The following is a 13,109-nucleotide window of genomic DNA, read 5'->3' as shown; positions in this document are numbered from 1 at the left end:
CTGCTGTGGGCAGGCGTTCCGCAGGGCGGAACGGGTGGGCACAGCCCAGGCCGAGGGCGCCTGTGATGTGGGGGGAGGGGTACTGCCCCAGGCCGAGGGCAGCTGTGGTGTGTGGCTTCAGGTCGGTGGTGGCTGTGGTGGGGGTCAGGGGCGGATTCGGAGGCCGCGGGGGGTGGCGTGGAAGCCTGAGTTTTCCAGGAGGGGGGACAAGGGGGACGTCAGGGCGGGGGAGCCGTTGATGCGTTCCACGGTTACCGTGCCGAGTGCGCCCGCCTTCGCCGCGGAGGCCAACGCCGAGGCGGCCGCAGGCAGGCGGGGATCCTCCGACGGGGCGGAGCCGTCCGGGGTGGTGGACCACGCGAGCAGCGACTTGCCGCCACGCTCCATGTACAGGGTCAACTCGCCGTCCACCAGGACCACCAGAGACCCCGCCTTCCGGCCGGGCTTGTGGCCGGCCTCGGCCGGTGGCTCCGGCCAGGGCAGCGCGGCGCCATAGGCGTTGGCCGGGTCGGCGGTGGCCAGGACGACGGCCTGGGCGTCGGACGGCCGGGAACCGTCCCCGCGCTCACGGGCGTTGGCCCCCGCCCGCAGCCGGTCCACCGCGCCGTCCATCGCGAACTGCGCGGCCCCGAGCCCCTCCACCACGTAACCCCGCCGGGTCTGGCCGTTGTCCTCGAAGGCCGACAGGACGCGGTACACCGCGGAGAAGCCGCCCTCGACGCCTTCGGCCCCGACCGCCCCGCGGGTCACCACGCCGTGCCGGTCGAGGAGCGTGCGGGCCAGGGCGTGGGCCCGCAGCGTCGGGTCGGGCTCGCGGGCGGGCAGCAGGGACCAGCGGCCCGCGACCGTGGGCGGACCCGTGCGGGAGGCGGGGCGGGCCGCGGCCGTCAACGAGCCGTACCGCCCGCGCGGGACGCTGCGCTTCGCGCGGTGGGCCGTGGAACCGGCGGTGCGCCCCGACCCCAGGAGGGAGCGCATCGGGGCGAGCGTGTCGTTGGTGAGGCGGCCGGACCACGCCAGGTCCCAGACGGCGTCGGCCAGTTGGGGATCGGAGACGTCCGGGTGGGTGGTCGCACGGATCTGGTCGGCGATCTGCCGGAAGAACAGACCGTAGCCCCCGGAGAGGGTGTCCAGGACGGACTGGTGGAGCGCGGTCAGCTCCAGGGGGTGCGGCGGCGGCAGCAGGAGAGGGGCCGCGTCCGCCAAGTAGAGGCTGATCCAGCCGTCCTTGCCCGGGAGGGCTCCGGCGCCCGCCCAGACCACCTCCCCGGCCGCCGTGAGCTCGTCGAGCATCGCGGGGGCGTACCCGGTGACCCGGGAGGGCAGGACCAGCTTCTCCAGGGCCGAAGCCGGGACCGACGCGCCCTGGAGCTGCTCGATGGCGCGCACCAGTCCGTCGACACCGCGAAGCCCGTGCCCGCTCAAGTGCTGCCACTGGGGAAGGAATTGGGCGAGGGCGGCCGGTGGCACCGGTTCCAGTTCGTGCCGCAGGGCGGCGAGGGAGCGGCGGCGCAGACGGCGCAGGACCGTGGCGTCGCACCACTCCTGGCCGATCCCGGCGGGGTGGAACTCTCCCTGTACGACGCGGCCGCCGGCTGCCAGGCGCTGCAGGGCCCCGTCCGTGACCGCAGCTCCCAGGCCGAAGCGGGCGGCGGCCGCGGCGGACGTGAACGGGCCGTGTGTGCGGGCGTAGCGCGCGAGGAGGTCGCCCAAGGGGTCCTTCACGGGCTCGGTGAAGGCCTCCGGGACGCCGACCGGCAGCGCCGTGCCGAGTGCGTCCCGCAGGCGGCCCGCATCCTCGATCGCCGCCCAGTGGTCGGCCCCGCCGACGCGGACCCGAATGGCTCGGCGGGCGCCCGCCAGCCCCTCGGCCCACGCGGGCTCCGCTCCCCGCTCGGCCAGCTCGGCGTCCGTGAGCGGGCCGAGGAGACGCAGCAGGTCGGCCACGCCTTCGGCGTCCTTGGCGCGGCGGTCGTCGGTGAGCCACTGGAGCTCCCGCTCCAGGGTGGCGAGGACGTCCGCGTCGAGGAGCTCGCGCAGCTCGGCCTGGCCGAGCAGCTCGGCCAGGAGGCGGGAGTCCAGGGACAGGGCGGCGGCGCGGCGCTCGGCCAGCGGTGAGTCGCCCTCGTACAGGAACTGCGCCACGTACCCGAACAGGAGGGAGCGGGCGAAGGGGGACGGCTCCGGGGTGGTGACCTCGACGAGGCGGACGCGGCGGGACTCGATGTCGCCCATCAGCTCCGTCAGGCCCGGTACGTCGAAGACGTCCTGGAGGCATTCCCTGACCGCCTCCAGGACGATCGGGAAGGAACCGAACTCGCTGGTGACCTCCAGGAGCTGGGCGGCGCGCTGGCGCTGCTGCCACAGGGGTGTGCGCTTGCCGGGGCTGCGGCGCGGCAGCAGCAGCGCGCGGGCGGCGCACTCGCGGAAGCGGGAGGCGAACAGCGCCGAGCCGCCGACCTGGTCGGTGACGATCTGGCCGACCTCGCCCTTGTCGAAGGCCACGTCTCCCGCGCCCACGGGTGCCTTCTCCGGGTCGAGCGTCGAGTCCACGGTCGTGCCGAGGTCCGCCGGGTCCTGGTCGAGCAGGTCGAGGCCCATCAGGTCGGCGTCGGGCAGGCGCAGCACGATGCCGTCGTCGGCGTGCATGACCTGGGCGTCCATGCCGTACCGCTCGGTGAGGCGGGCGCCGAGGGCGAGCGCCCAGGGGGCGTGCACCTGCGCGCCGAACGGGGAGTGCACCACCACGCGCCAGTCGCCCAGCTCGTCGCGGAAGCGCTCCACCACGATCGTGCGGTCGTCCGGGATGTGGCCGCACGCCTCGCGCTGCTCGGTGAGGTACGTCAGGACGTTGTCCGCGGCCCAGGTGTCGAGGCCCGCAGCGAGGAGCCGGTCGCGGGCGTCGGCCTCGGGCAGCGAGCCGATCTCCCGGAGGAAGGCGCCCAGGGCGCGGCCCAGTTCGAGCGGGCGGCCCAGCTGGTCGCCCTTCCAGAACGGCAGCCTTCCGGGGACGCCGGGCGCGGGGGAGACCAGGACGCGGTCGCGCGTGATGTCCTCGATGCGCCAGGAGCTCGTCCCGAGAGTGAAGACGTCGCCCACACGGGATTCGTAGACCATCTCCTCGTCGAGCTCGCCGACGCGGCCGCCGCCCTTCTTCGGGTCGGCGCCCGCGAGGAAGACCCCGAACAGGCCGCGGTCGGGAATCGTGCCCCCGGAGGTGACCGCCAGGCGCTGCGCCCCAGGCCGCCCGGTGACCGTGCCCGCGACGCGGTCCCACACCACGCGCGGGCGCAGCTCCGCGAACGCGTCGGACGGATAGCGGCCGGCGAGCATGTCGAGGACGGAGGTGAACGCCGACTCCGGGAGCGAGGCGAACGGCGCGGCACGGCGCACCAGGGCCAGCAGGTCGTCCACCTGCCAGCTGTCCAGAGCGACCATCGCGACCAGCTGCTGGGCCAGCACGTCCAGGGGGTTGGCGGGGACCCGCAGCGACTCGATGGCGCCCGTGCGCATCCGCTCCGTGACGACCGCGGCCTGGACCAGGTCGCCGCGGTACTTCGGGAAGACGACACCCGTGGAGACCGCGCCCACCTGGTGCCCCGCGCGGCCCACCCGCTGCAGGCCGGACGCCACGGAGGGCGGCGACTCGACCTGCACCACCAGGTCCACCGCGCCCATGTCGATGCCCAGCTCCAGGCTGGACGTGGCGACGACTGCGGGCAGGCGGCCCGCCTTCAGGTCCTCCTCGACCTGGGCGCGCTGCTCCTTGGAGACCGAGCCGTGGTGCGCGCGGGCGAGGACGGGCGGCGCGCCCTGGGCGGCGCCGGACTGCGCCATCACCTCCGCCGGGCTGTGGTCGTCCGGGAGGGCCTCGCCCGTCGCGCGCTCGTAGGCGATCTCGTTGAGGCGGTTGCACAGGCGTTCCGCCAGGCGGCGGGAGTTGGCGAAGACGATCGTCGAGCGGTGCGCCTGCACGAGGTCGGTGATGCGCTCCTCCACGTGCGGCCAGATCGACGGGCGCTCGGCTCCCTGGTCGGAGTCCGCCGCCGGTGAGCCGCCCAGCTCGCCCAGGTCCTCGACCGGCACCACCACGGAGAGGTCGAACTCCTTGCCCGACTTCGGCTGGACGATCTCCACCCGGCGCTGCGGCGACAGATAGCGGGCGACCTCGTCCACGGGGCGGACCGTCGCCGACAGGCCGATCCGGCGGGCGGGGCGCTTCAGGAGCGCGTCGAGCCGCTCCAGGGACAGCGCCAGATGCGCTCCGCGCTTGGTGCCCGCGACGGCGTGCACCTCGTCCAGGATCACCGTCTCGACGCCCGTGAGCGCGTCCCGCGTGGCCGACGTGAGCATCAGGAACAGCGACTCCGGCGTCGTGATCAGGATGTCCGGCGGGCGCGTGGCCAGGGCCCGGCGCTCGGCCGCGGGGGTGTCCCCGGAGCGGATGCCCACGCGCACCTCGGGCTCGGGCAGGCCGAGGCGCACCGACTCCTGGCGGATGCCCGTGAGCGGGCTGCGCAGATTGCGCTCCACGTCGACCGCGAGCGCCTTCAGCGGCGATACGTACAGCACGCGGCAGCGCTGCTTGGGGTCGGCCGGGGGCGGGGTCGAGGCCAGCTGGTCCAGAGCGGCGAGGAAGGCGGCCAGGGTCTTGCCGGAGCCGGTCGGGGCGACCACCAGCACGTCCGAGCCCTCCGCGATCGCCCGCCACGCCCCGGCCTGGGCGGACGTGGGCGCGGAGAAGGCCCCCGTGAACCAGCCGCGGGTCGCGGAGGAGAAGCCGTCGAGGGCATCGTCGTGACTGCGTGCGGACCTGACCATGACCCCATCGTGCACCCCGCCACTGACATTGGCTCCGACCTGCGAAAAAGGCTTGCGGCCAAGGAGCGGGACGGGCGCAGAATGGAGGTATGGCTGGTTCGGCGGAGCAGGCACGGCACTGGACGTACGCCGAGCTGCCCGGCGTCGACCTGCTGCGCGCCCACTACGTCCGCAAGACGTTCGCGCGCCACACCCACGAGCACTTCGTGATGGCGGCGATCCGCGAGGGCGTCGACGTGTTCCAGCACACCGGCACCGACCGGCACGCCGGACCCGGAAGCATCGCCCTGATCAACCCCGACACCCCGCACACCGGCCGCGCCGGAGCCCCCGAGGGCTGGCGCTACGGAGCCGTCTACCCGGCCCCCGACGTGGTCGCCGCCATCGCCAGGGAGACGACCAGCCTGCGGGGGACGCCCGGCTTCGTCCTGCCGGTCCTCGACGATCCGTACGCCGTGGCCCTGGTCCACCGGGTCCTGCGGGCCGCCGAGGAGGGCAACGCGCTCGCCGCCGACACGTTCCTGCGGGTCGCCGTCACCCGGCTGCTGCGGTCGAACGGCGGCAACCTGCCGCAGCGCGGCGTGCGCTCCGCGGGCGCGCGGGTCGCGGCACGCGCGCGTGCCGTCCTGGAGGAACGGCTCGTCGACCCGCCGAGCCTGGAGCGCCTCGCCGCCGGTCTCGGCGTCAGCTCCTTCGCCCTGCTGCGGGCCTTCCGCGACGCGTACGGCATGCCGCCGCACGCCTGGCTCACCGACGCGCGCGTGCGGCGCGCCCGCCACCTGCTGGACGCCGGTACGAGCCCCGCCGAGGCGGCCGTCGCCGTCGGCTTCACCGACCAGCCGCACCTGAACCGGCACTTCGCGCGGATCGTCGGGGTGCCCCCGGGCGCCTACCAGCGGGAGCGCAAGAACGTACAAGACCGCCCCGACCTGCCCCTCGTAGCGTCCGGGGGGTGGCAGAGCGAACATCATCCCCAGACATACCCGGGTACTCCGAAGGAGCCCCCGAGGCCCCGGTCCCCGCGGACAGCGCCGGTCCCGGTCCGGCCCGTCCCGACTCCGCTGTCGTCCGCGACGCCCTCGGCGTCGGAATCGCCGTAGGTCTCTCCGGCTTCGCCTTCGGGGTGACGTCGGCCGGCAGCGGCCTCACCGTGCTCCAGACCTGTGTGCTGAGCCTGCTGGCCTTCACCGGCGCCTCCCAGTTCGCCCTGGTCGGCGCGCTCGCCGGGGGCGGGAGCCCGTTCACGGCCGCCGTGGGCGCCGTCTTCCTCAGCATGCGCAACGCCTTCTACGGGATCAGGCTCTCCCAACTGCTCGCCCTCCCGCGCGCGGTGCGCCCTCTCGCCGCCCACATGGTGATCGACGAGACGACGGCCGTCTCGCTGGCACAGCAGGGGCGGCGCGCGGCACGGATCGGTTTCGTCGTCACCGGAGTCAGCCTCTACCTCCTGTGGAACCTCTCCACGTTCCTGGGCGCCCTCGGCGCGGAGGCCATCGGGGACACCGCCACCTGGGGGCTCGACGCCGCAGGTCCCGCCGTGTTCCTCGCGCTGCTCGCGCCGATGGTGCGGACCACGACGCAACGGGCGGTCGCGGCCGTCGCCGTCCTTCTGGGGCTCGGACTGCTGCCGGTGCTGCCTTCGGGGGTGCCGGTCCTCGCGGCCGCCCTCGCTGTCCCTGTCGTCCTCTACGTAGAGGGCCGCAAAGCCCTCTACGTAGAGGGCCGCACAGCACAGCGAGCACAGCAGGCACCGCCCGACAGCGCACAAGGGGAAGACCGTTGAACATCTGGATCGCCATCGCCGTGACCGTCGTCGGCTGCTACGCCGTCAAGCTCGCGGGCCTGCTCGTGCCTGCGGGCGCCCTGGAGCGACCGCTCGTCCAGCGCACGGCCGCCCTGCTGCCGGTGGCGCTGCTCGCCGCCCTCACGGCCCAGCAGGCCTTCGCCGACGGCCGGGTGCTCGTGCTCGACGCCAAGGCGGCAGGTCTGGCCGCAGCCGCCCTGGCGCTGCTGTTGCGCGCGCCCTTCCTGGTGGTCATCGGGGCGGCCGTCGTCGTGACGGCGGGCGTGCGGGCCCTGGCGGGGTGAGCCGCGGCGGGCCCGGGCAGTGCGCTCGGGCGGCCCGTCAGCTGATGGACCGCCCGTACGCCCGCAGCGTCCGCAGCGCCTCCACCGTGACGATCGGACGGCACTCCAGGGATGTGCCCGGTGCCCACTGACGCCACCGGATCGGCCAACCGCCGTCTTCTTGTTGCTCGTTCGCGAGGAAGTCCAGGGAGCGTGCCATCTCGTCATCCGTGAACCACCCGCGGGCCAGCGACTCCGGCGCCTTGGCGAAGTCGTACGCGAAGTGGTGCTCCCCGGGGCCGTACCCCGGGGAGACTGGGTTGGCGTCGGCGTGCTCCGGGTCGAGGACTGCCAGGCGCTGCTCGCGGACCAGCCGGCCCAGGCGGTCGGCGGCCGCCTCCGCGCGCGGGCGGTCGGGCGCGCCGTCGAGGAAGGCGACGGCGGCCTGGATCTCGTACGGATGCGACTTCTCCAGGGTCTCCACGCTCTGCCAGCAGAAGTCGGTGGCCCGGAACAGCCAGGCGTGCCACACCTCGTTGCGGTGCAGCAGGCCCACCACCGGCCCGGTGGCGAGCAGTTCGCTGGGCGGGTCGGCCACCACGGGCACGAACGGCGCCGAGGGGTAGCCGCGCTGGCTGGGATGGATCGCCGGGAGCGCGCCGTCAGGTGTCGACACCGCGGTCAGATAGCGGCACACCCGCTCCACGCGCATGCCGCCGCAGCGCTGGATGGAGTCCAGGACGCGCAGCGCGTGCCCGGTGTGCAGCGGCTGGCTGACGGGCCCGCGCAGGTCGGGTTCCAGTGCGTGGCCGTACCCGCCGTCCTCGTTGCCGTACGCGGCCAGCGCTGTCTCCACCGCGTCGGCGCTCCCGGTGTCGCCGTCCAGGAAGTGGTACGTGAACCGTCGCTGTTCGAGCACGCGCGCGGTGAGCCAGACGAACTGCTCGGCGCGGCGCAGCGGCGAGGACGGCGACGGGGTGGAAGCGGTGTGCGGGGACGCTCCGTTTTCGGCCATGTTCCGAAGGTAGGGCGGAACGCGGCTCGGGGAAGCCCTCTGTGCGGGGCTGCACTCTCAGGGGCGCGATACTGGAGGCATGCGGTTGACGGTCTTCTGGCAGCGGATGGCGGCTCACTTCGGGGCGGGGTACGCCGAGACCTTCGCGCGCGATCATGTGATGACGGAGCTCGGCGGGCGCACGGTGCACCAGGCACTGGACGCGGGCTGGGAGGCGAAGGACGTGTGGCGGGCGGTGTGCTCCGCCATGAACGTACCGGCTGAAAACCGCTGACACAGGGCAGCTCTGTCGCCGGGGGCGTGCCTTCCGGGCACGCGGTGACGTACTCCACGCGCGCGTAGGGCCATGAAATCCCGGGGTGGCGGCCGAACGGTCGTGGCGTGGGTGAGACTGGCACGGTGGCACCCACAGACGAGACCGCACAGATCACCCCCGAGGCAGCACCGCCCGGCACCACCCCGCCCGCCCAGCCCCCCTCGGCGGAGCAGGCCCGTGGCACCGGCATGCCGCGCTGGCTGCCGCGCGCCATGGTGCTCGCGCTCGCTCTGGTCGCCTGTTTCCAGCTCGGCAGCTGGGCCTTCCACCAGCTCACCGGACTGTTGATCAACATCTTGATCGCGTTCTTCCTGGCGCTCGCCGTCGAGCCCGCCGTGAGCTGGATGGCGGCCCGCGGGCTGCGCAGGGGCCTGGCCACGGCCATCGTCTTCCTGGGCGTCATGATCGCGAGTGCGGGCTTCATCACCATGATGGGATCCATGCTCGCGGGCCAGATCGTCGACATGGTCGAGGACTTCCCCGACTATCTGGACAAGGTCATCCGCTGGATCAACATGACCTTCGACACGGACCTGTCCCGGGTCGAGGTCCAGGACAGCCTCATCCACTCCGACTGGCTGCGGAAGTACGTGCAGAACAGCGCGAGTGGCGTCCTGGACGTCTCCGCGCAGGTGCTCGGCGGCCTCTTCCAGCTCCTGACGATCCTGCTGTTCTCGTTCTACTTCGCCGCCGACGGACCGCGGCTGCGGCGCGCGCTGTGCTCCGTGCTGCCGCCCGCCAAGCAGGCCGAGGTGCTGCGCGCCTGGGAGATCGCGGTCAACAAGACCGGCGGCTATCTCTACTCCCGCGGGCTGATGGCACTGATCTCCGGGATCGCGCACTACATCCTGCTGCAGGTCCTCGAAGTGCCCTACGCCCCCGTGCTCGCGGTGTGGGTCGGCCTGGTCTCGCAGTTCATCCCGACGATCGGCACCTACCTCGCGGGCGCCCTGCCGATGCTGATCGCCTTCACCGTGGACCCCTGGTACGCGCTGTGGGTGCTGATCTTCGTCGTGATCTACCAGCAGTTCGAGAACTACGTCCTGCAGCCCAAGCTCACCGCCAAGAGCGTCGACATCCACCCGGCGGTCGCCTTCGGGTCGGTCATCGCGGGCACGGCGCTCCTCGGCGCGGTCGGCGCCCTGATCGCCATCCCCGCGGTCGCGACGCTGCAGGCCTTCCTGGGGGCGTACGTGAAGCGGTACGACGTCATGGACGATCCGCGCGTGCACGGGCACCGTCGTCGCGGCGGATCGCCCCTCCTCGCGCGCGTGCGGCGCTTGGTGTCGGGGCCCGGGGACGAGCCGCCGCCCGGTCCGCGCTAGCGGAGCGCGGCTACGTCAGGCCGAGGCCCGGGTCGACGTCGAGCAGCTCGCAGCTGGCGGCCCACAGCCGGGCCGCGACGGCGGGGTCGGCCATGTGCGCCGGTACGGGCCCAAGGCGGGGCCTGCCGCGCAGGCCGAAGACGCTCGGCCCCCACAGCTGCCCCCCGCGCACGTCCGGGTCGAGGACGGCCCGTACGAGGGGCCACGCTCCCGCGTCCTTGCCCTGGACCAGCAGCCCGGCGGGCAGGCCGCGCAGCCGCTCCCCGAAGCTCCGGGCGTGCACCGGTGGCCGGGAGGGCGTGAGGGCGTCCAGCGCGCCCCCGGGATGGGCCACCACACTGCGTACCGGGCTGCCGACGGCACGCAGGCGGCGGTCGAGCTCGAAGCCGAAGGACATCTGCGCCAGCTTCGAGCGGCCGTAGGCGCGCTTGGGCCGGTAGTCGTGGGCGCACTGCAGATCGCCCAGGTCAAGGCGCTCGGACCGGGCCGCGAAGCTGCCGACCGTCACGATGCGGCCCGCCGGTGCCGCGGCGAGGAGCGGTGCGAGCCACCTGGTCAGCGCGAAGTGGCCGAGGTGGTTCGTGGCGAACATGAGCTCGTGGCCGTCCCGGGTCTCGCGACGGGGCGGATCGTCGAGCGCGATCCCGGCGTTGTGGACCACCGCGTCCAGGCGGTCGAGTCCCCCTGTGCTCACGGCGGCCTTCAGGGATGCCGGTTCGGCGAGGTCCAGCGGCAGGTGGTGCAGGCGGGCCCCGGGGACGTGCGAGCGGATCGAGGCCAGGGCGGCCTCGGCCTTCCGGGGGTCCCGGCTGCCGAGCACGATTCGGGCTCCGGTCGCGGCGAGCTGCTCCGCTACGAAGTAGCCGATACCGGCGTTGCCTCCGGTGATCAGGAAGGTCCGACCTGGGGCGGGCGGCAGGTCATGGACGTTCCAGGGCTGGGGCTGGGGCTGGGGCTGGGGCTGGGGCTCCGGGGTGACCGGGGGGGCCGTTGGGTGCTCGGGGTTTCTGCGGTGGTTCTTGGGGTTGCTGGGGTTCTCGGGGCGGCGACACGGTGGAAGCAGGCTCCTTGCGCTCGGGTGCCGCTCTTGAGGGCGACATCGACGCGTTCACCGTCGCAGCCGCTGCCGACACTCCGGCGATGGTTCGTCGCCATCGCCGACAGACTGCCGACAGCCCTCCAGGGAGCGGCGGGAGGGCTGTCGGTGTCGCGTCCGGTGTCGTCGCCGGGCTGATGGTGCCGCCGAGTCGACGGTGCCCGTCTTCCTGCCGGTGCCGTCGGCTACGGAGTCAGCCCTCGTGCGCGTCGGAGAGCGGTTCGCCCGTCTCCAGCAGGCTCTTCAGGCTGGAGAGGACGGCCGGCCAGCCCTGGCTGCACATCGAGTGCAGGACACCGGCCGGGTCGAATTCGTGGGTGACGGTCAGCTTGACCTGATCGCCGTGCGGCTCGAGGTCGAAGGTGACCTGGGAACGGCGCTCCGCGGCCAGCTGGGCGCGGGTCTCCTCGCTGACGCCGTTGGCCTCGGCCCACTCCGTGGTGAAGGTGTGCCAGGTGTAGGACAGCTTGCTGTGGGGCTCGTGGACGAGGACGACCTGCTCGGGGTCCTCGGTGACGCTGCCGCCGACCTGGTTCCAGGCCATGGGGGATCCCTTGGCCCAGTCGGTCCGGAAGCTGATGCCCCAGTAGCGGTTGGTGAAGGCCGGGTCGGTCAGGGCCTGCCAGAGCCGCTCGGGAGTGGTGCGGATGTAGGTCGTGTAGACGAAGGTCTTGCTGTCCATGGGAGGTTGCTCCAGTGCTCTCTTCAGGTCCGCGAGCGCGTTGACCCGCTCGCGGTCGAATTGACTGATCCATCGCTCCGCGATGGCGTTGATCGGAGCGGCGTTCAAGTAGTGCAGCTTCTCCCGCCCCTGCCGCACCGTGGTCACCAGCTCGGCCGACTCCAGCACGGCCAGGTGCTTGCTGACCGACTGCCGGGCCATGTCCAGCCCCGCGCACAGCTCCCGCAGGGTCTGCCCATTGCGGTCCCGGAGCCGGTCCAGCAGCCGCCGACGACTGGGGTCGGCCAGTGCCTTGAACACCGCGTCCATAATTCCGCCACCCCCAGTCATGCAGCTAAGTGGCTGCCTTTTCATGATGAGCAGCCAGATGGCTGCATGTCAAGCGGGGGGCCCGAAGCTCTGGAGGGCCGGCGAACCTCGCCGACAGGGCCCCGCGTGGTGCGCTTGACAGTAAAATCGAACATCCATTCATATAGGGGTTCTGGTGGCGCGTTCCCGGGGGTTCACGGGGGGATCCCCGGGCCGCGCCGGTGGCTCGAGGAGGGCGGATCGCCCGGAGTTATCCACAGGCCGGGCGGGCGTCGGGGCGCATTGTCAGTGGCAGGCGTTAGCGTCTTTGACGTGAAGCGATCGACTCAAGCAAATCGGGTGGAACCCATGGCAGGAACCGACCGCGAGAAGGCGCTCGACGCCGCGCTCGCACAGATTGAACGGCAATTCGGCAAGGGCGCAGTGATGCGCATGGGCGAGCGGCCGAACGAGCCCATCGAGGTCATCCCCACCGGGTCGACCGCACTCGACGTCGCACTCGGCGTCGGCGGCATCCCCCGCGGCCGCGTGGTGGAGGTGTACGGCCCGGAGTCCTCCGGTAAGACGACCCTCACCCTGCACGCCGTGGCCAACGCCCAGCGGGCCGGTGGCGCGGTGGCCTTCGTGGACGCCGAGCATGCCCTCGACCCGGAGTACGCCAAGAAGCTCGGCGTGGACATCGACAACCTCATCCTGTCCCAGCCGGACAACGGCGAGCAGGCCCTCGAGATCGTCGACATGCTCGTCCGCTCCGGTGCCCTCGACCTGATCGTCATCGACTCCGTCGCCGCCCTGGTGCCGCGCGCGGAGATCGAGGGCGAGATGGGCGACTCGCACGTGGGTCTGCAGGCCCGCCTGATGAGCCAGGCGCTCCGGAAGATCACCAGCGCGCTCAACCAGTCCAAGACCACCGCGATCTTCATCAACCAGCTCCGCGAGAAGATCGGTGTGATGTTCGGCTCCCCGGAGACCACGACCGGTGGCCGGGCCCTGAAGTTCTACGCCTCGGTGCGCATGGACATCCGCCGCATCGAGACCCTCAAGGACGGCACGGACGCGGTGGGCAACCGCACCCGCGTCAAGGTCGTCAAGAACAAGGTCGCGCCGCCCTTCAAGCAGGCCGAGTTCGACATCCTCTACGGCCAGGGCATCAGCCGCGAGGGCGGCCTGATCGACATGGGCGTGGAGCACGGCTTCGTCCGCAAGGCCGGCGCTTGGTACACGTACGAGGGCGATCAGCTCGGCCAGGGCAAGGAGAACGCCCGCAACTTCCTCAAGGACAACCCCGACCTCGCCAACGAGATCGAGAAGAAGATCAAGGAGAAGCTGGGCGTCGGCGTGCGCCCGGAGACCCCGGCGGAGCCGGGCGCGGACGCCGTTGTCGGCGCGGCCCCCGCGGAGGAGGACGCCGCCAAGACCGTGCCCGCCCCCGCGGTCAAGGCCACGAAGTCCAAGGCCGCGGCGGCCAAGAGCTAGGC

Annotated in this window: 10 protein-coding genes; 6 read left to right on the top strand and 4 right to left on the bottom strand. The window is 72.7% G+C overall.

Annotation, left to right across the window (positions count from 1 at the left end; translation table 11 throughout):
* Positions 1 to 144: 144 nt before the first annotated feature.
* Positions 145 to 4,821 (bottom strand): ATP-dependent helicase, encoded by a 4,677-nt coding sequence (locus ACZ6AA_RS29350; protein WP_471460776.1) that lies wholly within the window; start codon positions 4,819 to 4,821, stop codon positions 145 to 147.
* Positions 4,822 to 4,910: 89 nt separating this feature from the next.
* On the opposite strand from ACZ6AA_RS29350, the gene ACZ6AA_RS29345 reads away from it, so the two are divergent.
* From ACZ6AA_RS29345 to ACZ6AA_RS29335, 3 genes are read left to right on the top strand one after another with little or no spacing between them, the layout of a single operon-like run.
* Positions 4,911 to 5,921: an AraC family transcriptional regulator gene (locus tag ACZ6AA_RS29345; RefSeq protein WP_468456331.1), complete on the top strand. Its 1,011-nt coding sequence runs from the start codon at positions 4,911 to 4,913 to the stop codon at positions 5,919 to 5,921.
* Entirely contained in the window at positions 5,912 to 6,604 is a 693-nt protein-coding gene (locus ACZ6AA_RS29340) for an AzlC family ABC transporter permease (RefSeq protein WP_471460825.1), read from the top strand. Before ACZ6AA_RS29345 ends, ACZ6AA_RS29340 begins: the two co-directional genes overlap by 10 nt.
* The gene (locus ACZ6AA_RS29335; protein ID WP_030362851.1) at positions 6,601 to 6,909 is read left to right on the top strand and encodes an AzlD domain-containing protein; all 309 of its coding nucleotides are present in this window, start codon (positions 6,601 to 6,603) and stop codon (positions 6,907 to 6,909) included. The genes ACZ6AA_RS29340 and ACZ6AA_RS29335 overlap by 4 nt, the downstream gene beginning before the upstream one ends.
* Positions 6,910 to 6,946: 37 nt before the next feature.
* On the opposite strand, the gene ACZ6AA_RS29330 is transcribed toward ACZ6AA_RS29335, so the two are convergent.
* Complete coding sequence (locus ACZ6AA_RS29330) at positions 6,947 to 7,903, bottom strand: hypothetical protein (protein ID WP_471460775.1); 957 nt, start codon at positions 7,901 to 7,903, stop codon at positions 6,947 to 6,949.
* 79 nt (positions 7,904 to 7,982) lie between these two features.
* Here ACZ6AA_RS29330 and ACZ6AA_RS29325 point away from each other — a divergent pair, with 79 nt between their 5' ends.
* Positions 7,983 to 8,177, top strand: coding sequence for a DUF3046 domain-containing protein (locus ACZ6AA_RS29325; protein ID WP_030362849.1), 195 nt, complete (start codon positions 7,983 to 7,985; stop codon positions 8,175 to 8,177).
* A gap of 125 nt (positions 8,178 to 8,302) precedes the next feature.
* Positions 8,303 to 9,544, top strand: a complete 1,242-nt coding sequence (locus ACZ6AA_RS29320; protein ID WP_469009897.1) for an AI-2E family transporter — start codon at positions 8,303 to 8,305, stop codon at positions 9,542 to 9,544.
* A 10-nt stretch (positions 9,545 to 9,554) separates the two neighbouring features.
* On the opposite strand, the gene ACZ6AA_RS29315 is transcribed toward ACZ6AA_RS29320, so the two are convergent.
* Together ACZ6AA_RS29315 and ACZ6AA_RS29310 are read right to left on the bottom strand one after the other, a co-directional pair.
* Positions 9,555 to 10,463, bottom strand: coding sequence for an SDR family NAD(P)-dependent oxidoreductase (locus ACZ6AA_RS29315; protein WP_468456384.1), 909 nt, complete (start codon positions 10,461 to 10,463; stop codon positions 9,555 to 9,557).
* A 370-nt stretch (positions 10,464 to 10,833) separates the two neighbouring features.
* The gene (locus ACZ6AA_RS29310; RefSeq protein WP_468456325.1) at positions 10,834 to 11,631 is read right to left on the bottom strand and encodes an ArsR/SmtB family transcription factor; all 798 of its coding nucleotides are present in this window, start codon (positions 11,629 to 11,631) and stop codon (positions 10,834 to 10,836) included.
* A 348-nt stretch (positions 11,632 to 11,979) separates the two neighbouring features.
* Between ACZ6AA_RS29310 and recA the strand changes: the two genes are divergently transcribed.
* The gene (recA, locus tag ACZ6AA_RS29305; protein WP_468483069.1) at positions 11,980 to 13,107 is read left to right on the top strand and encodes a recombinase RecA; all 1,128 of its coding nucleotides are present in this window, start codon (positions 11,980 to 11,982) and stop codon (positions 13,105 to 13,107) included.
* Positions 13,108 to 13,109: the final 2 nt, after the last annotated feature.

It is taken from the genome of Streptomyces sp. NPDC040610, assembly GCF_055594065.1.
The sequence above is the reverse complement of the archived record's forward strand: the minus strand, read 5'-3'. Positions and strand labels throughout refer to the sequence as shown.